This window comes from Bacillus sp. FSL M7-1345, assembly GCF_038006985.1.
Lineage (GTDB): Bacteria > Bacillota > Bacilli > Bacillales > Bacillaceae_G > Bacillus_A > Bacillus_A cereus_U.
This window is the reverse complement of sequence record NZ_JBBOWG010000001.1, coordinates 2,502,841-2,529,629: the sequence shown is the minus strand read 5'-3', so window position 1 is coordinate 2,529,629 and position 26,789 is coordinate 2,502,841. Positions and strand designations below refer to the sequence as shown.

The window sequence follows — 26,789 nt, the reverse complement described above, 5'->3', positions numbered from 1 at the left end:
AAACAATCGGTCTTTTCTCATTTATATAATAAAGATTTGATATAAACAGCATTGTATTTCATGCCACTATACAATTATTATAAGATAGTTATACGTTAATTTTAGTTTAAAAACAGTTTTGTTATCAGTTTTTTTAGAAATCTTACAAGCGTGTAAGATAAATGAAAGATGAATCAATATGAGCTGTAAGACAATTCCTTTACACTTTATAGTGAGCAGTACAAATGAAGGGAGAATATAAATGGAAATTTTACATGCAAAAAGTATTAGTAAAGTATATAAAGGGAAAATACCTTTTAAAGCATTGGTAGATATTGATTTATCAATTCAAGAAGGTGAATTTATAGGGATTATGGGGCCGTCAGGAAGCGGGAAGACAACGTTATTAAATATGGTATCTACTATCGATTCTCCAACATCGGGAGAAATATTAATAAATGGCACAAATCCTTTCCAGTTAACATCAGATAATTTAGCATTATTCCGTAGAAAACAATTAGGATTTGTTTTTCAATCATTTAATCTACTTAGCACACTTACGGTAAAGGAAAATATCGTATTGCCGATGACATTAGATGGTGTTTCTGTACAAGAAATGAACACACGAGTGGAAGAAATTGCAGAGAAATTAAACATTACAGATATATTGAGTAAAAGAACTTTTGAAATTTCAGGGGGACAAGCTCAAAGAACAGCAATCGCTCGTGCTATCGTTCATAAGCCGCAATTATTACTTGCAGATGAACCAACAGGGAACTTGGATTCTAAATCTTCAAATGATGTAATGGAGATGCTAGATGCTCTTAATAAGGAAGAAAAGGCAACGATGATGTTAGTTACACATGATCCGTATGCAGCGAGTTTTTGCAGCAGAGTTATATTTATTAAAGATGGTCAACTATATAACGAAATTTATTGTGGTGAAAGCAGGCAAGCATTTTATCAAAAGATTATGGATGTCCTTTCTTTGTTAGGGGGGAAAAGACATGACTTTTCGTCAGTTCGCATTTAATAATATTTTTCGTAATAAGCGTACATATGCTGCCCATTTTTTAAGTAGTGCATTTTCTATTATGATTTTCTTTACGTATGCTCTTTTATTATTTCATCCTGATTTACAAGGAGAATTAAAATCGACAAGTGCAACAATAAGTGCATTCGGTACATTGGGATTTACAGTTTCGCAAGGATTGATTTTTGTATTTTCATTTTTCTTTATTTTATATTCAGTTAGTTCGTTTTTAAAAACGCGTAAGAAAGAATTTGGCATATTAATGATGCAAGGTATGTCAATGAGACAGCTTAAGAAATTATTATTAATTGAAAATATGTTGATTGGATTTGGCTCAATTTGTATAGGAATTCTTATTGGACTCATATTTTCTAAACTAGTTTTATTGATAAGTGCAAGTGTATTAATGATTAGTAATGGTTTACCTTTTTATATACCAGTGCAGGCGGTATTATTAACAGTCATCACATTTCTTTTATTATTTTTAATTGTTTCGCTTGTTACTTTTAAAATGATAAAAGTAACGGAACTTGTGGAACTTATTCAAGCAGAGGAAAAGCCAAAGCCTGAACCGAAAGCTTCTATTCTATTATCGCTACTTTCTTTAATTAGTATAGGCTATGGATATATTTCAGTATTTCGCTTTATCCCAAGTACTAATTTTATTACGCTCGGAATGGGTGTACTTCTAGTCATTATAGGAACGTACTTTTTATATACACAGTGTAGCGTGTATATATTGTATCTTGCTAAAAGGAGTGAATCATTCTTTTTAAAGCGAACAAATATATTAACATTTTCAGAATTAATTTACCGTATGAAAGATAACGCAACGATGTTTTTCATTGTATCTATTATTTCAGCAGTTGCATTTACAGCAATCGGTACAACAGCTGCTCTTGGTAATAGGAATTTAGTATGGATGACAAACCCATATACATTTCTGTATGAAAGCTCTGAAAACAACAAATTGGTAGATAAACATCTCTCTATTATAAAAAAACATCTTGCGGATGCAAATATTCCGTACCGAATGGCTTCATCTTCAAATAAATTTACAGAAAGTAACGTAAATGTATTGAAATTAAGTGAATATAACGAACTTACGAGAGCACTCGGATACCAACAAGAAACGATTGAAAAAGAAGATGAAATTTTACTAATCCCTGGGAGGGTGTCACAAAAACAAGAATTTAAAAATGGTGACTATAAAAAAAATATTGAAGTCATTCAAGGAGATTGGACAAAGACATTTCGTGTGAAAAAAACTGTGGGAAATTTAGTTTTACCACATGATCCTAGTAGTATTTATATTGCTGTTCAAGATCATGTGTATGATGAAATTCCTCATACGAGTAATCCAAAAGATGAAAATATTCAACATCGTACTTACGGATTTGTTGTAGATGATTGGATAAAAACGAAAGAGATTTCAAATCAATTAAAGAATGTATTCGATAAAGATCTTAGGGACAGCGATTTCTACTTTGAAGCTTTAACATTAAACTTGTTGGAGGCAAAGCAAAAGAATGGTTTATTACTTATGGCAAGTGTTTTAGTCGGAATCGTTTTCTTTACATTTGCTGCTAGTTTTATTTATTTCCGATTATATACTGATTTGGACCGTGATCAACAACAATATAAAATGATTTCGAAAATGGGATTAAGTAAACGAGAGTTAAAAAAAGTTGTAACGAGACAGTTAGTATTAATGTTCTTCTTACCGATTATCATTGCAGTGATTCATACTGTAGTTGCGTATACGGCACTGCAACAATTAGTCGATTTTTCTATTTTAAATAGCTCGATCGTTATTTTAATTTCATTTATATGTATACAAGTTTTATATTTCTTTATAACTCGTTGGCGTTACCTACAAAAGCTTTATAAAGTTATGGAGCAATAGAGTATATTAGCTTGTAAGACTACACAAAAGTATGTGAAAAAATGAACTGTATGATGAAAGGAAACGCGATGAAAAGAACTTTAACTATTTTTATGTTAACGATACTACTTTTAATAAGTTTTAGTGCATGCTCTAAAAAGGAAAATCCATTTCCTGCAAACGGTTTATTAATCATTGGAGATGAAAATAAAATTTCACCAATTATTAATCGTTATCAAGAAATTACGAAAGAAAATGAAGTGTTTTCTGTGAAAAAAGGTAAAGTTGGAAATGGACAGGTATTAATTTTAAATGAATCTACAGCACAAGCATTGATTAAAGAAAAAGTTTTTCGTAAACGAGATAATGGCTCCAATTATATTATAGATACGTTACCGAAATTCCCAAAAGAAGGTTCGCTGTTGTTTACACATGAAGACGAAAAGAATATGAAAAGTATTGAATTAGAAGGAAAAGAGATTCCAGTTTCATACGATAGTGACGCTTGGATAGGTAACACTCGTACATATCCAACGCAATGGTATGTGATTGTAGCACAAAATAGTGTGTATAAAGAAATAAAGGCAAATGAAACGAAAATGCACCTTCTTCATCTGAAAAAATCTTTAGGAGATGAAAAACCTAAAATGTCGACAGATAATACATTGGTTAATGAAAATGTCAAAGTAACAAGGCTAATTAAAGGTTTGGAAGGAGAAGTATCTTTTCAGTTTGTAACGATTGGAGAAAAATCTTAAAAAAGAGTTCAAGGTTGATAAAAACTTTATCAGTCTTGAACTCTTTTTAGTTTATAGACCAATCAAATATTATGCTTTACATTACTTCATTTAATCGAGTCTCACTCGTTTCTTCAATCGTATTTGAATTTTGAACTGAATTATTTTGAGCTTCTTTTTCTTTACGTACTTTTTGTAGCATTTCAAGTATGATCCATAAAGGAACACCTTTATCTTTCAACATCTTCCATAAATCTAATTCGCTAAATTTATGCTCAAGTCGTTTCATTTCTTTTTCAGATGAACGAATATCAAATTTGATTTCTTATCTTCAAGTTTAGTAGAAGAGATAGTATTATGCTCAAGATTAGATGGAGTTATTTTAGTAGGTTGAGATAATGTATGAATGTTTGATCCGATTTGCATGCTTTTTTCCTCCTTTTCAAGCAATAAAATTAGTTTTCTTATGAATATTAAATCCATTTAACATGAGGAAACTACATTCGATTATAAATTCAAATAATCAGATTTAAAAGTTTTATTATAAAAAGTAAATATTTATCAACATTTGTGTATGTTTTCTATATATACAACGTATATAAAATACTTTACATTATGTTTAAGTTAAAAACGAATTGTGTAAATCTTTTTCACGGAAAAATGTAAACGTCTTATTAGGGGGGGGAGTATGGGGAAGCTATTTTTAAAAATATGTTTTTTTGCATTAGTGACTGTTTGTTCATTTGTAGCGAAAACAACTTACGCTGAAGAGAGGCAACAAAATAATTATCCTATCATTTTAGTGAATGGATTTGCTGGATGGGGTAGGGAAGAAATGCTAGGGGTAAAATATTGGGGTGGTGTTCATGATATACAGGAAGATTTAAAAAGAAATGGTTATACAGTTCATACGGCTGCTGTTGGCCCTGTTTCTAGTAATTGGGACCGTGCATGTGAATTATATGCGCAAATTAACGGTGGAACAGTAGATTATGGTGCGGCGCACGCTGAGAAACATGGACATAATCGTTTTGGTAGAACTTATAGTGGATTTGCACCGAATTGGAGTGAAACAAATAAAGTACATTTAGTTGGGCATAGTATGGGTGGACAAACGACCAGAACATTAGTGCAGCTATTAAAGGAAGGGAGTTTTGAAGAAAAGAATTATGTGAAAAACTATCCAAACGCAAAGATATCACCACTATTTGAGGGTGGTAAATCATATGTTCATAGTGTTACAACGTTAGCAACTCCGCATAATGGGACAACACTTGCCGATGGAAGTCTCTTGTTGCCGTTCGTTAAAGATTTACTCATTACTGCTGCAAGTTTAGGAGGAAACAATAATTTATCATTATATGATTTTAAATTGGATCAATGGGGTATGAAAAAGAATGGTGAAGAGTCCTTTTTCCAATATACTGATCGTATTTTAAATAGTTCAATTTGGAAAAATACAAAAGATATAAGTCAATGGGATTTAAGTACTGATGGTGCAAAAGAGTTAAATAATTGGGTAAAGACGCAATCGGATGTATATTACTTATCGTATAGTGGACATGCATCGCAAGCAGCACCTATAACAGGTTTACAATTACCTCATATTACGATGAACAAAGTGTTAATGGGTAATGCATTTTTCTTAGGTTCCTATGCAAGATATGAAGAAAATCGCCCATTAATTGATACATCTTGGTGGCAAAATGACGGTGTAGTAAATACAAATTCTATGATTGCGCCTTCGTCTAATATTGCCGTAAATAATAATGAGTCTTTACAGGTTGGAAAATGGAATCATATTGAAACGAAAGTAAATTGGGATCATCTCGATATGGTAGGATTAAGTGTTTCAGACACGTTAGGTTTTTCTAATATTCAAGAATTTTATAGAACAATTGCAGAAAAGTTATCATGGCTACCGCAATAGTTAATAATAAAGCGCTCTCGATGGAATTCGGGGGCGCTTTATATTATATTGAAAGAGGGATTTGGTAGAAAAATATGGAGGGATATTATGAAAATTCACATTGTACTATCTGGATATGGAACAGTAGGAAGAGAGTTTATAAAATTATTAAATGAAAAATATTTATATATAAATGAAACATATGGAATAAATTTAGTGGTAAGTGGCGTATTAGGTAGAAATGTTGCAATACGTAATGAGGGAGGGTTATCTATTCATCATTTATTAATGTATGGTGGCGGTACTGCTGCGATTGAAAAATATATAGAACATCATCCGGAGGAACGTGGAACAAGTGGGATAAGTGGCACTGTATTGGTAGAATCAACTGTTACAAATCTAAAGGATGGAAATCCAGGAAAACAATATATAAAACAAGCGATTGAGAAACATATGGATATAGTCGCGATTTCTAAAGGTGCACTCGTTACAAACTGGAGAGAAATAAAGGAAGCAGCAAAAATGGCAAATGTACGTATTCGATATAGCGGTGCAACTGCGGCTGCGTTACCGACATTAGACATTGGACAACTAAGTTTAGCAGGTTGCCATATTGAAAAAATAGAAGGAATATTGAACGGGACAACAAATTATATTCTTACAAAGATGCATGAAGAAGATAAGACGTTTGAAGAAGCGTTGCAAGAAGCACAAAATAAAGGAATTGCGGAGACTAACCCGTTATTAGATATAAGCGGGATGGATAGCGCTTGTAAATTATTACTTTTGACGAATAGTTTAATGGGGACAGATTATTCACTCAAAGATATACAAATAAACGGAATAGAGCACGTTACAACGCAACAAATTCAAAATGCAAAGGAACAAAATAAATCTATTAAATTGATTGCATCAGCATATAAAGATGATAATGGAAAAGTAAATCTTAGTGTAAAACCTTGTAATTTAGAGAAAGAACATCCATTAGCAAATATAAATAGTACCGAAAAAGGAATTACATTCTTTACGGATTCAATGGGACAAGTGACAACGCTTGGAGGGGCCTCAAACCCACGTGGGGCAGCCGCAGCCGCTTTGAAAGATGTAATCAATCTATATCGAAAGGATTTATAGGCTTTATAACCGTACCGCTATTCATAAAAAATACATATGTGGTGGACCTTTTGAGAATGAAATAAATGTGCAAAAATAATTGCAGGGGGTAAGGAATTGTTTAAGGATTTTAAAGTTGTAAAAGATCGTCCCGTTTATATTCAATTAAAGGATTATTTGAAAAAGATGATTATGAAAGGGCATTTGTTAGGGAACCAAAAAATCCCATCAACAAGGGAACTGAGTGAATTACTATCAGTGAGCAGGAATACAGTACTCTCTGCATATGCGGATTTAGAACAAGAAGGGCTCATTTATGCAGTTAAAGGAAAAGGGAACTTTGTCGCGAAAGTGGATATAAGTAACACTTCGTCTGTTGAAATAGATTGGAAAAATAAACTCAATACAGTTACCGCATTAGCGGATGAATTAGATTTAATGAAACATGGTGTTCGCTGGGAAAAAGGAATGATTGTTTTTAATAGTATAGCCCCGGACGAAAAGCTATTTGATGTTGAAAATTTCAAAAGAGCTTTTCTTACTCGTATGTCCATTGAAGGGGATATCGTATTGAACTACGGATATGCAAAAGGTTATCGACCGTTAATGAATTATTTACTTCATTACATGGAAATGAAAGGTGTAGATATTTCGAACAAAGATATTTTAATTACAAATGGATTTACAGAAGGATTAGATATTGTACTTTCTTCCTTATCAAAAAAATCAGGGCGTGTTATTTGTGAGAATCCAACTCACCATGCTGCATTGAAACTTTTTCGCTTACATGGACTTGAAGTTCATGGGATAGATATGAATGATGATGGTATTGATACGACTGAAGTAGAAAAAAGTTTGCGTGAAAAGGATTTTGATTTTGCGTATTTAATTCCTTCTTATCATAATCCAACCGGTATTGTTACGAGTTCGGAGAAAAGAACGGAATTGATGAGGTTATTTTCGAAATATAAGGTTCCTATTATAGAGGACGGATTTAATGAAGAATTACGTTATTCAGGTTCACATTTATCGCCGTTATTAACTTTTGCTGGGGCTGGTAATAATGTGATTTATATTAGTAGCTTTTCGAAGGTACTTTTCCCTGGTTTACGTGTAGGGTGGATTATTGCAGATAAAGAACTGATACATTATTTAGAAAGTGTTAAAAGAGCAAGAACCATTCACACATCAACGTTAGATCAAGCTGTTCTGTTTCAATATTTACATGAAGGATATTTTGAAAAATATTTAAAAAAAGCAAGATCTGTTTATAAGAAAAAATATGAGTTAGCTGTTGGGGCGTGTAATCAGTACATTCCGTTTAAAAGAATGACTGGAGATGGTGGACTTCATTTGTTTATAGAGTTGGAAGAAAAAATTCAAGCCCGCACACTTTTACAAAAGTGTTATGAGAAAGGAGTTACGTTTTCTCCTGGAGATGTTTTTTACTCTGATGGAGGAGGAGCGAACACATTCCGATTAGGTTTTTCACGTTTGAAAGAAAAGGAAATTGTTAGCGGGATTCAAATAATTGGTGAAACATTAAAAAATGAAACTTGGAGTTGAGAAAATGAGAATTGGCGTTATTATGGGAGGAGTATCCTCTGAAAAACAAGTATCAATTATGACTGGTAATGAAATGATTGCACATTTAGATAAGAGTAAGTATGAAATAGTTCCAATTACATTAAATGAAAAAATGGATTTAATTGAAAAAGCGAAAGACATTGATTTTGCATTGCTAGCATTACACGGAAAATACGGAGAAGATGGTACAGTTCAAGGGACGCTTGAGAGTTTAGGTATTCCTTATAGCGGTAGCAATATGTTATCTAGCGGTATATGTATGGACAAAAATATTTCGAAAAAGATTTTGCGTTATGAAGGAGTAGAAACACCAGATTGGATTGAACTTACAAAAATGGATGAGCTAAAGCTTGAAGAGTTAGATAAGATAGGATTTCCGTTAGTGGTAAAACCTAACTCTGGTGGCTCAAGTGTTGGAGTAAAGATCGTCAATGATAAAAATGAATTAATCTCAATGCTGGAAACTGTATTCGAATGGGATTCTGAAGTAGTAATTGAGAAGTATATAAAAGGTGACGAGATTACATGTTCAATTTTTGATGGTAAACAGTTACCTATCATTTCGATTCGACATGCGGCTGAGTTTTTTGACTACAATGCAAAATACGATGATGTTAGTACAATTGAAGAAGTTATTGAACTTCCAACTGAAATTAAGGAACGTGTAAATAAAGCGTCAATGGCTTGTTATAAAGCATTAAAATGTAGTGTTTATGCAAGGGTTGATATGATGGTGAAGGACGGAATTCCATATGTAATGGAGGTTAATACATTACCAGGGATGACACAATCAAGTTTACTGCCGAAAAGTGCAGAAGCAGCGGGAATTAGCTATAGTAAGCTATTAGATATGATCATTGAAACTTCATTAAAAGTAAGGAAAGAAGAAGGTTTTTAAGATACTTGTACAATTAAAATTTTTGATAGTTCCACGAAGTATGCTATGATAATTACAATACGACAACTAAATATTTATCCACTAGAGGGGCCTTTTATAGGCTGAGATCAAATGTAATTTTGAGACTCTTAGTACCTGATCTGGTTAATGCCAGCGTAGGAAAGTGGGGAAGACATGGTATTTAATGCATAAATTAATATTGTCTATTTCACTTTCTTTACGCCTGTAAAGAAAGTTTTTTTATTTTACAGCTTTAATAAAGGGGATAAATACTTATATTTTATAAATTATTGGAGGGATTTAAATGACTTTTTCACAATCATTACGTAAAGAAGTAGATTCAATTTGGGAAGCGAGTTTCAATCACCCTTTTGTAAAAAAGCTTGGCGAAGGAACGTTAGATTTAGCTAGTTTCCGTTATTATGTGCTTCAAGATTCATATTATTTAAGTCATTTTGCTAGAGTACAAACGTTAGGTGCTGCAAAGGCTCTTGAATTAGAAACGACGGCTCGTATGGCGCATCATGCACAAAATACGTATGAAGCTGAGTTATCTTTACATGAGAATTTCGCAAAGAAATTAGGGATTACGAAAGAAGAAAAAGATAATTTTATTCCTGCGCCAACTGCATATGCATATACATCTCATATGTATCGTGCAGCTTATGAAGGGCATTTAGGAGATATTATTGCGGCTATTTTACCTTGTTATTGGTTATATTATGAAATTGGTGAACGATTAAAAGAATGTCAACCAGAAGAACCAATTTATCAAGAATGGATTTCTGCATATGGTTCGGATTGGTTCCGTACTCTAGTAGAAGAGCAAATTACACGATTAGATACGATTGCTGAAAAAGTAACAGAGGCAGACCGTAATCGTATGAGACAACATTTTATTTTTAGTAGTCAATATGAATATTCATTTTGGGAAATGGCATATACATTAGAAAAATGGCCGGTGAATGAAGAAGTTAAAGGTGTTATTTAATAAAGAGTATATAAAAGGTATCGCTATATAAAGAGGCGTTACCTTTTATTATGTTTAATTTATGTAAATATTTTGTAAATTACAGATATAAAATACAATAATGAATTATAATGTTTTTATAATATGTAGAGTGAAATAAGGAGGTAGTTATATGGTAATAGTAACTTTTTATTAATTTAGTTTTTATACTGTATTATTCTTATAATTAAATTTATTTTTTCCTAAACTATGCTTGGTTTAAATTTGATTCGTTTATGCTTAAAAAAATTGGTATCTTTTCTAGTATTATTTATGATCAATATATATTAAGAGAGGAAGTATTAATAATATGGAAAAATTACGGTTATTAACATTTAAAAATATAGTAGAACCCCTCTATAATGAGAAAGTATCGTATATTTACTTTCCTATTGAATGGCTTGAGATTGTAGAGATACATTATAGAACATTTTTATTAACGAGCAAATTAAAACTTGTAAATGAAAGATTGTATGATATGTTTTCTGATATATTGTTCATTCAGCATGATCCATATGTATTAAAGGAAGATACACCTTGGATTGTAGCAAAAGAACCAATGAGACAAGAACAGTTAGACTATATTTTCCAAAGCTGGTATGAGGTTATTCATGATTGGAAACCGAATAAATTAATAGATCCACCACATTTAGAATGGCAGTATGATTTAATTAGTAATTTACCAGTATTACATGATAAAAAAACGTTTTCTAAATGGGTACCAGCTTTAATTACTCATATTTTTTGCGAACAGCCTTTACGTATGGAAAATAAAAACGAGGAAGAAATATATTTTTCGCCACTGCGATCACAAGATGTTTTTGAAGCGATGTCTGAGCCAATTAAAGATGAAGAAACACATGATTATTTCGCTTATGTATATCGGTTTGAATACGTAACTCGTGGAGGTGAGAATATTCCACTATTAAAAGTATCCGTAGGGATTAGGCGGTTTTATCAACAATATAATCATAAAGATATTCCTATACTTTTAGGGCGGAAGCGGAGCCAAATACTGATTTCAACTCCTGAATTTGAATTAAATAATAAAAAGCAAAGGTTTATAAAGTTAAAAGTGCAACAAGCTGAAAAAGGAATAAAATGGATTAAACGTTTTAGAAATTTAAAAGATGAGTATAGGATAGGTGGAGAAGTTAAATTAGAGGACATTCTCCAATGTCCGAAAGAGTATATTAGAGGAACTAATGTAAGAGTGCTTCTTCCATATAACGAAAATATATATAAAGTTCAAGGAACAAAAATAAAATTTGGTATAAAAGTAAGAGAAAAAGAGGAACTTTTTAATGAATTCCAACTAAGCTTCCCATATTTTACATCACTTCCAGAATGTGGAAAAGTATTAACTGATAATGAGAATGAGTTATTACCTTTATTTGCTCCAAAGGGATTAGACACAATTACGTTAGAAGTATGGTCAGATGACATAATAATAGAGATAGAACAAGCGTTATTAGATAGCAAAATAGTTTTAGCTCAAAATGAAGATTCATCCTATGTATTAAATGCAGATAATCCGGTGCTGTTAAAAATTGAAAGATACAACATTGAAAAATTATTACAAAATCCATATAGAATGCAATATAGCCATAAAAACAAAAAGAAACTTGTAGACGATGTCGTAAAAGCTGTACATGTTACGGCAGGTGAGCAAAATGAAATGAAATTAGCATTAATTGCAATGAAAAATTGTGATGGTCGCGAAAAAATTAATCCAAAGCAAATCATTCGGGAAGGATTCGCTCGAACGGAACGTATTTCAGCATTTATTAATTTATTTATTGGACAAAGTGTATCTAAAAAAGAAATTATTAATGCCATTCTTAGTTTGTTAGAACAAAAGGGATTCTTAAAGCGTAGTTGGAATAAGATAAAATTACCGGGGATAATTGTAAATTTATCAATTGAGAAAATGTCTAAATATGATTTCTTACCTATTTTTTCAAAAATAAATGGGAGAGAAATAGTATATAAATTATATGGGCAAGAAGAATGGGGCACAATTGATCATACGTTATTAAATATAGGTAATAATAAAGTGTTTTTACCACAACCATCAAAAAGGAATGATATAGGAGTCAGTTTTAAACAATTTATGTCAGAAACATTAGTTGAAATTTCACAAGATGCACATAAACAAAATAAAGAAGTTTATTTTATTGTAGATGCAAATATGAGGAAATATTGGATAGAGAAATTGCAAAATGAAAGCGTTAATATCAAGGTTTCACCTGAAATAATTCCAAATTTTAAAGAGGATATAAACATAATTAGAATTAATACTAACTCAGATGTACCGAACTATATTGTTAGAGACCAAGAATATGTTATGGATGAAACGAGATTATTTGTAGATCAAATGGGAATTTACTATAGCACGGCTGCATACGAATTAAATTGCAATGAGATAGTACAGCAGCACATACTCGAAGTTATCCCGTTTGGTGTAAAATCTGAGGAAAGAGAAGAAATCGCCAAAATGATACATTACATGTGCTGTAAATCAACCTTGCTCTCGGAACAAAATATTCATAATACGCATGTAATGCATATGGTTAAATTAATTAAAAATTATACTACAGATATTGATTCAAGGGAGTTTAAAGAATTCAGTGACGAATTAGATGCAGATGTAATAATTTTAGAAAAAGAAGATGCATTGATATTAATATAAATAACAGTATACAAATCCTGCTAGTAATAATGAGCAGGATTTGTCATTTTTTCATGTAAATAAGGCTATCCTTTGTCATGTATCTTTTCTTTTACGTATTTACTTTATTTACATACAGGATTAAGATGTTTTTTAGAAATACAAAAACTACATCATATGGAAAAGCGATTTTTATTAATTGAAAAGAAAATTTGAAAGGAATGGGGAATTGTGAAGAAATTAGATGTATTATTAATGCTACTGAGCGGCCTCTTTCCAATTGCAGGAATGTTAAAGCAAATCCCTCTTGAACAATCTTTATATATTGGAGGACTTTTATTTTTTACTAGTTTCGGTAGTTACTTTGCGAAAAAGATATATTCACGTATATGTAGCTGGATAGCATATGCACCATTTATAACACTACTGTTAGTTATTTGGAATCAGGATATTTCAACAAGTGCTATAATAGCAAATGCCAAAATTGCCGCTTGTATCGCTTTAATACCTTGTATATTCCGCTTTCGTACATACGGGCTTACTTTAGGTTTATTCTCATTATGGGCCGCTTTATTATGGGATATAAAAGAAGTACAGTCGTTAGTCATACTTGAGCGTATGACGAGTTTAATGACAAGCAATTACGTATATCTTTTACTCTTGGTTGGAGGACTTATATTAGGTGGATTACTTGCGACGTTAATTCATCGAAAAGAGAAAGATAATAATAAAGAAAATACAAATCTATTTAAACAAAAAAAGAAACGTAAAAGGCTATCATTTAAGATCCGCTTTCCAAGATTACCGAAATTTAAGATGAAATTATTTAAGTTTGGTGGAAAAGGTTCTAAACGTAAAACGTCAGAAATAATGCATGAGCATAATAACGAAGAACCAGTTGTAACATATGAAATGGCAGAGCAAATAGATCAATATAAAGAAAGTACTGTTCAAGGACAAACTAGGATGGAACGTCGAAAAAATAGGTATAATGCATAATAAATTTCACTAACCCCTTAATGATTTATCGTAAAATTGATAAATCATTAAGGGGTTTTTTATGTAATTAAATATAGGTTGCGTATGAAGGATTCATAGCATATTTTAAAGGTAAGGATTTAAATAAAATAATGGGCGGACAAAATGCTTATTATTACATATATTTCTGTTTGCATATTATTCTTAGTTAGTTTTTTACATGTTTATTGGGCTTTCGGAGGTAAGTGGGCGACAAATAGTGTCATTCCAACTAAAGCTGGAGAAAAGGCGTTTACACCAGGTACAGGAATGACATTGTTCATTGCGTTATTATTAAGTATGGCAGCAATGATTTTATTACAACAAGCAAATATTGTTCATTTCGCACTTCCCAATGTTTTTGTTCAAATGGGATCCTGGGTTTGTATAGTTGTTTTTTTCATAAGAGTAATTGGTGGGTTTCATTATTTTGGTATCTTTAAACGAAAAAAAGATACGCAGTTTGCCAGAATGGATACTGTTTTATATGTACCGCTTTGTGCATTTTTATCCTTATCCTTCTTATTAGCTATAATAACGTGAACATATAACCAGTATTATTTTAATACTTTATTACAAAGTAAAGAGAAGAGTTAATCCAGCAAATAAAGTCAAGTTATTTTTATTTATGATTTCACTTTCTATAGAGATATATACAATATTAATTATGAGGATGGATTGCCTCTAGTTGGTAAGTAGTTAAAGAAATTATTACAACTATGTAAGGTTAATTTAATGATAATCGATAGTAAATTAAGATGTTTGAGTGTATTGTTAATAGGGTTTAAAAGTACTGATTATGTATAAGGGGAAATAATATTTAATTAGGAAGTGTAATTAAATGATTGAAATTAAATCTATTATCCATTCGTACAAACTAAAGAGAAGAATAGCTAGGGATTTATACGGCAACAGAGATGAATTGACGCTGTTATTAAATGAATTTAATAATATGAAATGTACAGCTGCATCTGAAAAAAAGAAAAATAGTATGCTATCTCGTTTACAATTAATTTATCAAAATATAAAATTAGATAAGCAGTACCCTCTACCATTTGCTTTAAATAACAAGTTATTGGAGCGGTTAGAAAATGAATCTCTTCAAACTATTGAGGGTTGTGTATCATGTCTACATTTAATGTTGGATATAAATTATGAAAAAATAAAACATTATGGATCAAGCACAAGTAGGTCATTTGTTCCATTATCGCAATCTTCAATTTTTCTTGCTGATTGTGTTTGTTTAACAGGAGTTGTATTGGGTTACTAGGAACAGTGACATTGGGAGGATTAATGTTATCTGTATGTTCTCTTACATAAAGAAAAAAGGACACCCACAAGTGTTCTTTTTTTAGTTACTTAGGAGAGCTTTTGAGATAGGAGGGACATGGATTCAAATCTATAGTTACACATGTTTATTGTGTTGTGTAACTCAAAAAGGAAAGTATCAGCAACTGCTTATTTTGTATGAATATAAACATCGGCTATTTGGGAGCTGTAATTGAATGCTTAGAAGGGATCAAAAAATAGTGTGTGAAATATTAATAAAAAAGGACAAGCAGTCGTACCTACTGTCCTTTAAAGGAGAAAAGTCTTTTGGTTAAGAACTACGAATAAACAGAAAATCTGCTTGTAATTAGTTTTATCCCAAATATACATACCTATACAAAAAAGGGATAAGTACAAAATACTTATCTCAGGAAGGGAAATCCCAAACACCAAAATGGCTTGCATTGGTATACAGGTTCAAAAGTAGTATATGTAAAACGAAAAATCTCATACAAAAAGCAGACAATCAAAAGTATTGTCTGCCAGAAAGTCGGATGAATTAGCCAACTGTGAAAAATTGCTTTCCCACTTCAAGAAGAGTAAAGGCAACAAATTTGAAAGAAATGAATTGGGATTTAGTTATTGCTTCTATGAATGATGCATTTTCTTCATTTTTTTTGTCCCCAAAATACAACTAATAATTGCGAGTAATGCATTTGAAGAAATGAAATTTACGGTCCAATAAATTCCTGTTCCAGCAATTATATCGATAATTATAAATCTTTTAATTGCCGAACTTTTTACTACATGAAAAACAAATTGATTGTTATCGTTACCCAATGTTATCACATCCCTTATCTAATATATGACAAGGCATGCTTGCTCTAGTCTTCATGATAATATACTAAAAAGAGTAATTAGCAGAAGCTTATAAAGTAGTTATAAATAAAAGATAACTATCGGAAGTTTAAAGATAATTAGATAAAAAACATCCATGGGGATGTTTTTTGTTTATAAATAAAGCAATTGTACAATGAAAGTATGAGCAGATTTTATTAGTAATAATGTAGGCTATTAAGAATGAATGGATATAGGAAGGTCTTTTCTAGCGTGTTAGTTACTCCAATGTGTATGTATCTATTTGGCATCTGGACATTGTACTTTTTAATGCACAATGTAATAAGTACAAGCATATATTATGTAATAGGACAAGATCTTCGTGTCCTACTAAATACTCAGAAAAAACCTCTAATCACATTAGGGCATCCAATAGCAGGGTGCTCTAATTTTTTATGAAAAATGTAGCTTCACAACGGTTTCGTTTCAATTATAGTTTTCTTTAACCTTTGATATTAAACTTATCTTTAACGTTAATAAATATTAAGATTAATATGATAGCAACAATTAAATTAGACAAATAGAAATTTTGGTGAAACAGTAGTTCAAAGATGACATCGAATGTATACAATAAAGCGACAGCAGGTAATATACAAATAAATATAAATCTCCAATTTTTTAAATAATGTTTATAATTAGTAAGTACTTTCGCCATTAATATTGCTCCTGTAGTTTTTATTTTCTATATAATTATACATTTAAATAAAAAGATTTACAAAGTGTTTAAAAATTATTTAGCAACTAATGTGATTTTGGGAGATAGATAAGGAGGAAGCAAAAAATATTATAAATCTATAGATTGAGAGGAATATAGAGAAAGCTTTTGTTAAAAACTTAGATGGCTGCAGCAATCTGTGTAATAAACGATTTGATTTTAAAAAGACTTTTAAACATCTATACTAAAATGATACACTATAATCTACGTTATTTTAGAAATGAATAGAGGGATTTGCGTGATAGATAAAATCAAAAATGCTGTAGAGGATATGTACGAAGATGAAGCAAAACATTTACTGCAAAGCATTCTTATACAATTAGATTTATTAGAAGAAAACTATAGTGAAGATACGATTAAACACTTGATGAGTATACCTAAGCAACTGACGAATAATACATCTTATAAAAGAAATGTAAAAGAAAGTACACACATTCATATCGCTTTTGATGATTCAACAGCTGGGTGTTTAAAATATATGTTAAGTCAAGAAGAACTATTTGAGGAGTGTGTTGTTGCATTCTCTGAATTCTTTTCAATTGGACCGATTAATCAATTACATACGAATAAAGGGCAACTCGCAAGGCAGCAATGGTTATTAAACAACTTAACTTCTTATGATAGTTATTTTGAAGAAGAATATTTACCAAGATTTATGGAAACTTTAGAAGAACTACATTCTATTCCTAATGAAACACCGATTACCATTTGGAAGGCGGATAATGCCCATGAGCATGTAGGGATTTGTTTTACAATTGCGCAATTAAAAGATAAGAAAAATATTCGTGTTATGAATACTTCTGAAGCGAGTAGAGAAATATTAAAACAAGATTATGATATTCGTGGAACTGGAGAATTATCTCCTGAAAGTTTAGCTCTTTTCCAAAAAAGTTTTGTGCAATTTCCGTATTTAACTGAAGAGAAGCGAATGAAGTTTGCACATGAGTGGAATAGATTATCGCAAAGCATGGAGTTTTTAAGAGTTTGGAAAGACGATGAAGTGCATTCTGTGCAAGAAGAATATTTTGACCAATTCATTATTGAGTGTGCGAAAAAAGTAGGTGCTGATAAAGACTTCCTTAAAGCTCCGAGAGTAATTGGTGAAGCGCTTGGTCTTGTAGAGCAATTAGTTGGGGATACTTTCTTAGAGTATCGCTTGAAAGTATTAATTAAACAAGAGGTATTTGAATTTGAAGGTTTATTAGAAGAAATGCGTTTTTATAGTGTGAAGTTGAAAAAATAATAATATATTCAGTTTATAAAAAAGCTCGTATTTTTGAAAAAAAGATACGAGCTTTATTTTTTTAGTTTAATTTGGGCTATACATAAGCTTCCGATAGGTGTTATATCACATATGAATGTTAAAGGTAATGAATGAAAAGAAGGTGATTTGTTAATATGTATAACCAACAAAATTATCCATATGATCAAACGATGTATTATAATCCACAACAATACGGATATGAACCTGATATCGAAGTTAGAGAGGTTGAACTAGAAGATTATAGACCAGATGATGCGGAAGATGCTCCTACGTCACCACCACCGTCACAAGCTCCGTCTTTACCATCCACATTTGCTTCTCCTGCACAAGCGGGCAATATGAAATCATGGATGTGTAACTGTTTAGGAAGATGGGGATATTTACGTTTACATCGTCCTGGTCCATTCGGAAGAGACTTATGGTTTTTTCCGACAGAAGTAAGAAGAAGTGGGGTATCCGGCTACACTTGGCAAGCTGGTCGCCGCCGCAAAGTAAGTTATCGATATCAACAAATTAGTAATTTTATGTGCTTCGCATAATAGAAAGTGAGAGAGTAGAATAATTTTACTCTCTCACTTTTTTATTTTTCAATATACGAAGTAAGATTTTAATTAAAAATTTACAATTTTCTAGTTTTTATTGAAGTATAATTCAAATGTTGGGTTGATTTACACAAATAATTGAGAGTGAGGGAATGCAATGTCAATAAAAAATAAGGTTGGCCGAAAAATAGAGGATGGCATTAATTTAGCTTCTGCTCAGTTTAAAGAAGACGCTTATGAGATTTATAAAGAATCGCGAAAAGTGCAACCTATTTTATTTGTTAATAAAGTCGAGATTGGTACAGAATGGCTCATTACAAGATATGAAGATGCCTTGCCACTTTTAAAAGATAATCGCTTAAAAAAAGATCCAAATAATGTGTTTTCTAAAGATACAATGAACATGTTTCTTTCTGTTGACAATAGTGATCATTTAACAACGCATATGTTAAATTCGGATCCACCTAACCACAGTCGTTTACGATCTTTAGTTCAAAAAGCTTTTACACCAAAGATGATTTCACAATTAGACGGAAGAATTCAGAGAGTAGCGGATGATTTAATAAATGAGATAGAGCGAAAAGGTACATTAAATCTTGTGGATGATTATTCATTCCCATTACCGATTATTGTAATAAGTGAGATGCTTGGAATTCCAAAAGAGGATCAAGCGAAATTTAGAATTTGGTCTCATGCTGTCATTGCATCGCCAGAAACACCTGAAGAAATAAAAGAAACCGAAAAACAACTATCTGAGTTTATTACATATCTTCAATATATAGTTGATGTAAAACGGAAAAATCCAAAAGAAGATTTGGTTAGTGCGTTAATACTTGCAGAAAATGAAGGGCATAAACTTAGTGCTCGAGAGCTATATTCAATGATCATGTTATTAATTGTAGCCGGACACGAGACGACAGTGAATTTAATAACAAATACGGTATTAGCACTTCTGGAAAATCCGAAGCAATTACAGTTATTAAAAGATAATTCGAAATTAATTGATTCAGCTATTGAGGAAGGATTGCGTTATTATTCTCCAGTTGAGGTGACAACTGCAAGATGGGCGGCTGAGCCGTTTCAAATTCACGAACAAACAATCCAAAAAGGAGATATGGTTATTATCGCATTAGCTTCAGCAAACCGTGATGAAACAGTATTTGAAAACCCAGAAGTATTTGATATTACACGAGAAAATAACCGTCATATTGCCTTTGGGCATGGTAGTCATTTCTGCCTAGGAGCACCACTTGCTAGGTTGGAAGCAAAGATTGCTATTACTACTATGTTTAAACGGATGCCTGAACTACAAATAAAAGGCGATCGTGAAGATATTAAATGGCAAGGAAACTATTTAATGCGTTCTTTAGAGGAATTGCCTTTGACTTTCTAGAATAGTTAAAATGAGACATGCATACATTGAAAATGTTTTACATAGAGTATGTATGTGTTATTTAAATTCGAAACGGAAGGGTGAAAACATCCCAATGATCAACTAATTCTATTTGCAAGAGATCTTCGTTAAAAAACGAAATATTCTTCTGAATAGGATTAGTATGTACATGTATAGAAAAGGGATGTGTTTCGCGCTGCGAATATATAGTCTTTTCATATGATTTGTGCTGCCTCCTATTTAGAACACGAAATAGGAGGCTTTTTTATGTCGACGACTGCAGAAACGAATCAAAATCAGGGGGTATCACAAGTATTAAAAAATCGATTTGTGCAAGGAATTCTTGCTTCAGCATTATTTTTACAAATTGGAATATGGGTTCGGAACTTTGCAGTATTACTTTATGTTATGGAAATGACGAAAGGTGATGCTTTTGCAATTTCGATGATTTCAGTTGCCGAATTTGCACCGATTTTTATCTTCTCCTTTATTGGTGGGACCTTTGCGGATAGATGGAAGCCGAAGAAGACAATGATATGGTGCGAAACGTTAAGCTCTTTATCTGTGTTCGTAGTATTAATTACTCTTATGTTTGGTACGTGGAAAATCGTGTTTTTTGTTACGCTCATTTCGGCAATCCTTTCACAGTTTTCCCAACCATCTGGAATGAAATTATTTAAACAACATTTATCAACGGAACAAATTCAATTAGCAATGTCTATATATCAAACGATATTTGCAATATTTATGGTGTTAGGACCGATTCTTGGAACATTTATCTTTCACAGTTTTGGAATCTACATTTCAATAATAATTACTGGTATCGCATTTTTACTTGCCGCAGGTGTATTGTTATTTCTTCCGAAAGATCTTGAAAACGAAGCAGAAAAGAAAGATATCACTTTGTTACAGGAAATGAAGGATGGTATTAAGTACGTCAAAAAGAAAAAAGCATTAACCTTACTTGGTCTATGTTTTATGGCAGCAGGACTAGGTATAGGCTTAATTCAGCCACTAGGTATATTTATTGTGACTGAGCAGTTAGGGTTATCAAAAGAGAGTTTACAATGGTTACTAACAGTAAATGGCGCAGGGATGATTGTTGGTGGAGCTTTAGCGATGGTATTTGCGAAAAACGTTGCGCCGCAAAAAATGTTAATCGTAGGTATGCTAGGCCAGGCTATTGGAATTGGTATAATTGGTTACTCCACAAATTTATGGGTGACACTTACGGCGCAACTTTTTAGTGGGTTAGCTCTACCGTGTATTCAAATAGGTATTAATACACTTATTATACAAAATAGTGATACGGATTTTATTGGTAGAGTAAATGGCATTTTAAGTCCACTGTTCACCGGTTCAATGGTAGTAACGATGAGTATAGCTGGTTCATTAAAAGAGATGTTCTCATTAAGCACGATGTATGAGGGAACGGCTCTACTATTTATAATTGGATTATTGTTTATTTTACCTATATATAATCTAAAGCCAGTTATAGCAGTAGAAAGTGAAATGAATGGTAAAGGAAGTGCTGTGCAACATGAATCCTAATCCAAACGTTAAATACCCAATTGAAGGAAATCAAAACGTTCATTTTATAAAAAACACAATAATGAAATCTAATATAATCGTTGGTGATTATTCTTACTATGATGCGAAGCATGGGGAAACATTTGAAGATCAAGTATTATATCATTATGAATTTATCGGGGATCGTCTCGTTATTGGTAAATTTTGTTGTATTGCGTCTGGAGTTACCTTTATTATGAACGGAGCGAATCATCGAATGGATGGATTTTCGGCATATCCATTTAATATTTTTAGGAATGGCTGGGAGAAATTCACACCACAGTTATCTGATCTGCCCTATAAAGGAGATACAGTGATTGGAAATGACGTTTGGGTTGGTATGGACACAACTATTATGCCCGGAATAAAAATAGGGGATGGTGCAATCATTGCAGCTAAATCTGTTGTGACTAGAGATGTCGTACCATATACAATTGTTGGCGGAAACCCTGCAAATAAAATAAAGGAACGATTCACAAATACAATAATAGAAGAATTATTGCAAATTCAATGGTGGCATTTTGACATTGAAAAAATAACCGAAAATATAGATGCTATTGTACAAGGAGATATTGAACCATTAAGAAAGTTAAAAAGGGAATAAAAAATGCATGACAAAGAGTATCATACCTCCGAATTTTGTTAATGATAATAGAACAAGGAGGTGTGATACTATGGCACAAGACGTTTTATGTGAAGTAAACAACTGTAAATTTTGGGCTAACGGCAATAAATGTAGTGCAGATGCAATTTATGTAGTAAGTCATAAAGGTAAACATGCATCTACAACTGAAGAAACAGATTGCAAAACTTTTGATCCAGAAGTATAAATTTTTGAAGGGTAGCCAAATCGAGGTTGCCCTTTTATTAATTATAGTATTGATAATAAATCTCATTTTCATTCATTATTTTTTACTTTTCTTGTTATTTTTTATATTTTCTTCATAAGAGATATAATCCAATGTAATTCATGTTCAATACGTGATTTAGTAAATTCAACAACTTCTGTAATAAAAGGTGAGACAACGTCAAGGGATTGGATGGCTGTAAGTTGTTCTTGAAGCACGTTTTGGCGCGTAGTCAAAATTTCTTTTCTAGCCTCGTAATCAAGTTTTTCGAAGAGCGCGATACGTACAAGGTCCTCACTTTTGCTTAGGGGCACCGCTTGCACGTTTAGAAGCTGAGATTGCATTAAATACATTTATAAATGCTTTCGAAAAAATAGAGTTATCTCCATCTTTCAATTTAGAAACATGTATATTGGAAAATGAACAAACCTTAAAATACTTACCTATTCGCTTAAAAACTCAATAAAACGTTCAACAAGGTACATTGTATTGTACCTTGTTTTTTATTTCTCAATTGTAAAATTTTAGTGTGTTTTATAGTATGGAGGTGTGTGAAAAAAGAGTAGAGGAGGATGCTTATGTTAACGTGCAATGGGAGTAAAACGTTTCAAACATTTATTAAAGCTGTAACTGATTTAATAGATGGTGATTTATTGGAAGAACAAATCGTGTGTGAAATTGAAACATTATTAGAAGAACTTTTAGAAAAGAAAACATGGCTTCCGTTAGATAAACAGAAGGCGAATTCGGCTCAATATGCACGACACTTACTGTATGAAGATCCATTAAAACGTTTTGAAGTATTAGCTCTCGTATGGAAAGATGGACAATCTACACCATTACATGATCATGATGGCACATGGGGAGTAGAAGGCGTTTTTTCAGGAAGGATAATGGTGCAGAACTTTGTTCAAACGAAGCAGCTTGGAAATTCACTTTCTTATTTAACACATACAGGAAATCTTTATTTGGGAGAAGGCGAAACAGATAAAGTAATTCCACCAGCTGATTGTCATATTCTAGAAATAGCCAAAAATGAAAGCGTAATCACTATTCATATATACGGAAAACGTTTAGAAAAGTTTTCCGTATATATCCCAACAGAAGAAAAAAACGTATACATGTGTGAGACAAAATATATTAGTTATAATTCATAGCATAAAATCCAAAGTTTTTCTTTAAAAAGAACAGCTTTGGATTTTATTTTTAATTATTTCTTGACCTGAAACGCTTTTCATAAATTATAAATAAGGAGTACTTCACGAGATTCGTATGAAAACGATACCTTTTATTTAATAAAAACTCGTGTATTTATAGAAAGTGGTGAAGAAATAATGAAATTAATCGCAATTGATTTAGATGGAACTCTTCTTTCAGGGAATAAAATGATTAGTAAAGAGAATGCAGAAGCAATTCGAAAATGTCAAGAAGCTGGCCATGTTGTAGCAATTTGTACAGGACGTTCTATTGTGGATATTGAACGACTTTTGTTAGAAGTTGATTTGGAGTGTCCGATTATTGCGGAAAATGGTGCACTTATATATAAAGATAAAAAAATGATGAAGAGATATCCAATTCAAAATATGCAGGCACTTGAGATTGTAGAATATCTTGAAGAGAATGGCTTGTATTATCAGCTTTATACTAATAAAGGTGTGTATGTACCGGATTATGGAGTAGAGAGTGTACGTAATGAAATCGAGTATGTGAAGAATGCAAAAGAAAATTCCGATTTGAAAGAGTTAGAAACGATTGCTGCATTATACCTTGAGCATGCAGCATTTCATAGTACAGAAAGCTGTAAACCAATTGTAGAAATGGATATACATGTGCATAAACTTTTACCGTTTTCTTATGACATAGAGAAATTAAAAAAATTAAAAGAAACGTTTCTGCATAATACGGATTTAGCTATTACATCTTCCTATTGGCATAATTTAGAGATTAATCATCGAGATGCTCAAAAAGGAAATGGATTATATACTTTAGCAGAACATCTTAATATTCCAGTTGAAAACACTGTAGCAATAGGCGATGGCTTAAACGATGTTTCTATGATGGAGAAAGCAAATATATCAATTGCAATGGGAAATGCAGTTGAAGAAATAAAAGCGATGTGTCAATACGAAACGTTAACAAATGAAGAACATGGTGTCGCACATGCTTTATATAAATATGTAATGTAATAAAAAAAGAAAAAAAGAATCCAAATAGATTCTTTTTTTCTTTTTATTAGGGGTAAGGTATTCTATGAGATTCATAGAAGCCTTATTACACCTCATTATATAGAATATATTGGAATAAATGTTTATATTTTTCATGAAAGTTGTGAATTTTTTGTGAATTCTACGTTTATTGTATTTTTATACTGCTACTAGCAGCGCGTAACACTCCCATATTATTTTCTTTTTTTAATTGAAAAATAGAATTTGTTCGAATAATTATTCTACAGCTATATACCTAGGAGCACTTTCTTCGTATAATGAAGAAGTATGAATTTTGAATTTGTATAAATTTTACATATCGAGGTGAAAAAGGAATGAATGCGCGGCTAATGGAACTTATTGATGTGAGTACAATAGAAACCATGGCAGAACAATTTTATAAATTAACCAACATATCACATCAACTTCTTGATGCTGAAAACGAATGTATATTTTCATTTGGAATTAATGAAATGAAAGTATGTAAACTTCCCAAAATTGAAATCCCCCTTTTCTTATACAATCAATATTTAGGATCTTTTGTTGTATGGTCCAAACGAAGCGAAATTTTCAATTGCCAAAAATATTTTGAAATGCTTTCTAACCTCATTATAGCTGGGGTGAAAAAAGCAGTTCAAAGTAAAAATACATCGTTACTTTCTCGAAAAGAGGAAGAACTACATACGATCTTACAAAATATGCCTGTTATGGTTGATGCGCTTGACTATAATGGAGATTTTGTTTTGTGGAATCGAGAATGCGAGATTGTAACAGGTTATACTGCTGAAGAAATAATTGGGAATCCAAACGCTCTTCAATTACTGTATCCTGACCATAATTATCGCCATCAAATACAAAATAAATTTTTGACTCGTGGAAAAAATTTTAGAGATTGGGAAATGAGTTTAACATGTAAAAATGGTGAAATTAAAACGATAATGTGGTCCAATATATCTGAGCAGTTTCCTGTAACAGGATTTAGTTACTGGGCTGTTGGGGTAGATATTACACATTTAAAAGCGATAGAAGGGCAATTAAAACAACAAACCTCTGAATTAGAATTAATTTTTAAAGCTTTACCAGATTTATGTTTTTTAACAGAAGACGATGGGACAATTATAGATTATAAAGCAGGATCTCCTACAAAATTTTACGTACCCGCAGAAGCTTTTATGGGAAAAAAGTTTTACGAAATATTACCGTCTCCAGTAGCACAGCAATTTCAAGAAGCAATTCGCCAATTGAAAGAAGAAGGAAAGAATGTAATTGTAGAATACCCTCTAACAATTAATGAAAGTATCGATTTCTTTGAAGCTAGATGTTTACCATTATTACAAGATAAAATTATGATTGTTGTCCGCGATATTACAGAGCGGAAAAAGGCAGAAGAATTGCTAAATAAATCAGATACACTTGCGGCAATTGGTCAATTAGCAGCCGGTGTAGCACATGAAGTGAGGAACCCTTTAACTGTAATAAAAGGATTTATACAATTATTCCAAATTAACAAAGAGGATCAAGAAAAATATTTTAATCTTATGCTTTCTGAAATCGAGAGAATTGAAGCAATCCTTCAGGAATTTTTGTCGATTGCTAAAACAGATGAAATCCCTACTGAGAAGAAAAATATTTGTCAAATATTCAAAAATGTTGTGTCGTTAATTAACACAAAAGCAATTATGACAAACATTCAAGTTGAGTTATTTACAGATTCCAAAGAGATGATTATTGAATGCTCTGAAAATCAATTAAAACAAGTATTTATTAATATTTTGCAAAATTCAATTGAAGCGATGCCAGATGGTGGGAAGATTTCAATTCATATTAAAGAAATGAATGAAGGTGGTATCATAATAGATGTAGTAGACGAAGGAATAGGGATACCAGAAGAAAGAATTAAGAGATTGGGTGAACCTTTTTATAGTACGAAAGAAAAAGGAACAGGAATCGGATTGATGCTAAGTTATAAAATCATTGAAAGTCACCATGGGACTATTAGTATTATGAGTGATGTTGGTGTCGGGACAACTGTAACAATTTACTTACCAAAATTTCAAAATGAACCGTCCATATCAAAGAGTGAAGATAGATCCGTAACAATACGCTCTATATAACTCGTAAATAATTAAATACGCAATAACAAAGGGCTTAGTTTTCACTAAGCCCTTTGTTATTGCGTATTTTTAAATTTTATTTAGTAAACTTTACCTTTTCTTTACCATTGCTTAAATTTCTATTAAGTTTTAAACA

22 protein-coding genes, 4 pseudogenes and 1 riboswitch are annotated in these 26,789 nt (G+C 31.8%); of the genes and pseudogenes, 22 read left to right on the top strand and 4 right to left on the bottom strand.

The window, feature by feature from the left end:
- Nucleotides 1-241: 241 nt before the first annotated feature.
- From MHB76_RS13045 to MHB76_RS13035, 3 genes are read left to right on the top strand one after another with little or no spacing between them, the layout of a single operon-like run.
- Nucleotides 242-1,012: an ABC transporter ATP-binding protein gene (locus MHB76_RS13045; RefSeq protein WP_078173610.1), complete on the top strand. Its 771-nt coding sequence runs from the start codon at nt 242-244 to the stop codon at nt 1,010-1,012.
- A complete protein-coding gene (locus tag MHB76_RS13040; RefSeq protein WP_078173611.1) occupies nt 987-2,918 on the top strand; it encodes an ABC transporter permease in 1,932 nt (643 codons plus the stop codon). The genes MHB76_RS13045 and MHB76_RS13040 overlap by 26 nt, the downstream gene beginning before the upstream one ends.
- Nucleotides 2,919-2,971: 53 nt before the next feature.
- Nucleotides 2,972-3,655 carry a lipoprotein BA_5634 family protein gene (locus MHB76_RS13035; protein WP_078173675.1) on the top strand — a complete coding sequence of 228 codons (684 nt, stop codon included), beginning with the start codon at nt 2,972-2,974 and terminating at the stop codon, nt 3,653-3,655.
- Nucleotides 3,656-3,731: 76 nt separating this feature from the next.
- On the opposite strand, the pseudogene MHB76_RS13030 reads toward MHB76_RS13035, so the two are convergent.
- Nucleotides 3,732-4,060 (bottom strand): annotated as a pseudogene (locus MHB76_RS13030) (DUF3914 domain-containing protein).
- A 262-nt stretch (nt 4,061-4,322) separates the two neighbouring features.
- Here MHB76_RS13030 and MHB76_RS13025 point away from each other — a divergent pair.
- From MHB76_RS13025 to MHB76_RS12985, 9 genes and pseudogenes are all read left to right on the top strand, one after another.
- A complete protein-coding gene (locus tag MHB76_RS13025) occupies nt 4,323-5,564 on the top strand; it encodes a lipase-like domain-containing protein (protein WP_199709839.1) in 1,242 nt (413 codons plus the stop codon).
- Between the two features lie 87 nt (nt 5,565-5,651).
- Nucleotides 5,652-6,677, top strand: coding sequence for a homoserine dehydrogenase (locus MHB76_RS13020; protein WP_078173613.1), 1,026 nt, complete (start codon nt 5,652-5,654; stop codon nt 6,675-6,677).
- Nucleotides 6,678-6,773: 96 nt separating this feature from the next.
- Complete coding sequence (gene pdxR / locus MHB76_RS13015; RefSeq protein ID WP_078173614.1) at nt 6,774-8,222, top strand: MocR-like pyridoxine biosynthesis transcription factor PdxR; 1,449 nt, start codon at nt 6,774-6,776, stop codon at nt 8,220-8,222.
- 4 nt (nt 8,223-8,226) lie between these two features.
- A complete protein-coding gene (locus tag MHB76_RS13010) occupies nt 8,227-9,141 on the top strand; it encodes a D-alanine--D-alanine ligase (RefSeq protein ID WP_078173676.1) in 915 nt (304 codons plus the stop codon).
- A 73-nt stretch (nt 9,142-9,214) separates the two neighbouring features.
- A riboswitch (TPP riboswitch) is annotated at nt 9,215-9,320 on the top strand.
- 125 nt (nt 9,321-9,445) lie between these two features.
- Nucleotides 9,446-10,132, top strand: a complete 687-nt coding sequence (gene tenA / locus MHB76_RS13005) for a thiaminase II (protein WP_002032475.1) — start codon at nt 9,446-9,448, stop codon at nt 10,130-10,132.
- Nucleotides 10,133-10,460: 328 nt separating this feature from the next.
- Nucleotides 10,461-12,842 (top strand): pPIWI_RE module domain-containing protein, encoded by a 2,382-nt coding sequence (locus tag MHB76_RS13000; protein WP_340986755.1) that lies wholly within the window; start codon nt 10,461-10,463, stop codon nt 12,840-12,842.
- Between the two features lie 210 nt (nt 12,843-13,052).
- The gene (locus MHB76_RS12995; RefSeq protein ID WP_078173616.1) at nt 13,053-13,820 is read left to right on the top strand and encodes a DUF3959 family protein; all 768 of its coding nucleotides are present in this window, start codon (nt 13,053-13,055) and stop codon (nt 13,818-13,820) included.
- 144 nt (nt 13,821-13,964) lie between these two features.
- Nucleotides 13,965-14,381 (top strand): DUF3995 domain-containing protein, encoded by a 417-nt coding sequence (locus MHB76_RS12990; RefSeq protein ID WP_078173617.1) that lies wholly within the window; start codon nt 13,965-13,967, stop codon nt 14,379-14,381.
- 298 nt (nt 14,382-14,679) lie between these two features.
- A pseudogene (locus MHB76_RS12985) lies at nt 14,680-15,158 on the top strand (homoserine dehydrogenase).
- A 597-nt stretch (nt 15,159-15,755) separates the two neighbouring features.
- Here MHB76_RS12985 and MHB76_RS12980 read toward each other — a convergent pair.
- Together MHB76_RS12980 and MHB76_RS12975 are read right to left on the bottom strand one after the other, a co-directional pair.
- Nucleotides 15,756-15,947: a hypothetical protein gene (locus MHB76_RS12980; RefSeq protein WP_033710969.1), complete on the bottom strand. Its 192-nt coding sequence runs from the start codon at nt 15,945-15,947 to the stop codon at nt 15,756-15,758.
- A 499-nt stretch (nt 15,948-16,446) separates the two neighbouring features.
- Nucleotides 16,447-16,659, bottom strand: coding sequence for a hypothetical protein (locus tag MHB76_RS12975; protein ID WP_002161580.1), 213 nt, complete (start codon nt 16,657-16,659; stop codon nt 16,447-16,449).
- Between the two features lie 298 nt (nt 16,660-16,957).
- Here MHB76_RS12975 and MHB76_RS12970 point away from each other — a divergent pair, with 298 nt between their 5' ends.
- The 6 genes from MHB76_RS12970 (at nt 16,958) to MHB76_RS12945 (ending at nt 22,317) form a co-directional block, all read left to right on the top strand.
- Nucleotides 16,958-17,962: a DUF1835 domain-containing protein gene (locus MHB76_RS12970; RefSeq protein WP_078173618.1), complete on the top strand. Its 1,005-nt coding sequence runs from the start codon at nt 16,958-16,960 to the stop codon at nt 17,960-17,962.
- Nucleotides 17,963-18,117: 155 nt separating this feature from the next.
- Entirely contained in the window at nt 18,118-18,522 is a 405-nt protein-coding gene (locus MHB76_RS12965; RefSeq protein WP_002110206.1) for a hypothetical protein, read from the top strand.
- Nucleotides 18,523-18,682: 160 nt separating this feature from the next.
- Nucleotides 18,683-19,918, top strand: a complete 1,236-nt coding sequence (locus MHB76_RS12960) for a cytochrome P450 family protein (RefSeq protein ID WP_016105012.1) — start codon at nt 18,683-18,685, stop codon at nt 19,916-19,918.
- 267 nt (nt 19,919-20,185) lie between these two features.
- Nucleotides 20,186-21,469 (top strand): MFS transporter, encoded by a 1,284-nt coding sequence (locus MHB76_RS12955; RefSeq protein WP_078173619.1) that lies wholly within the window; start codon nt 20,186-20,188, stop codon nt 21,467-21,469.
- The gene (locus MHB76_RS12950; protein ID WP_078173620.1) at nt 21,459-22,091 is read left to right on the top strand and encodes a Vat family streptogramin A O-acetyltransferase; all 633 of its coding nucleotides are present in this window, start codon (nt 21,459-21,461) and stop codon (nt 22,089-22,091) included. The genes MHB76_RS12955 and MHB76_RS12950 overlap by 11 nt, the downstream gene beginning before the upstream one ends.
- Nucleotides 22,092-22,161: 70 nt before the next feature.
- Complete coding sequence (locus MHB76_RS12945; protein ID WP_000046089.1) at nt 22,162-22,317, top strand: DUF1540 domain-containing protein; 156 nt, start codon at nt 22,162-22,164, stop codon at nt 22,315-22,317.
- A gap of 101 nt (nt 22,318-22,418) precedes the next feature.
- Here MHB76_RS12945 and MHB76_RS12940 read toward each other — a convergent pair.
- Nucleotides 22,419-22,640, bottom strand: a pseudogene (locus MHB76_RS12940) (PadR family transcriptional regulator); the annotation flags it as partial.
- Here MHB76_RS12940 and MHB76_RS12935 point away from each other — a divergent pair.
- The 4 genes and pseudogenes from MHB76_RS12935 to MHB76_RS12920 form a co-directional block, all read left to right on the top strand.
- Nucleotides 22,622-22,801, top strand: a pseudogene (locus tag MHB76_RS12935) (cytochrome P450); the annotation flags it as partial. The pseudogenes MHB76_RS12940 and MHB76_RS12935 sit on opposite strands and share 19 nt — an antisense overlap.
- A gap of 112 nt (nt 22,802-22,913) precedes the next feature.
- The gene (locus tag MHB76_RS12930; protein WP_002110202.1) at nt 22,914-23,492 is read left to right on the top strand and encodes a cysteine dioxygenase family protein; all 579 of its coding nucleotides are present in this window, start codon (nt 22,914-22,916) and stop codon (nt 23,490-23,492) included.
- A gap of 177 nt (nt 23,493-23,669) precedes the next feature.
- Entirely contained in the window at nt 23,670-24,521 is an 852-nt protein-coding gene (locus MHB76_RS12925) for a Cof-type HAD-IIB family hydrolase (protein WP_078173622.1), read from the top strand.
- Nucleotides 24,522-24,874: 353 nt separating this feature from the next.
- Nucleotides 24,875-26,653, top strand: coding sequence for an ATP-binding protein (locus tag MHB76_RS12920; protein ID WP_002161588.1), 1,779 nt, complete (start codon nt 24,875-24,877; stop codon nt 26,651-26,653).
- Nucleotides 26,654-26,789 lie beyond the last annotated feature (136 nt).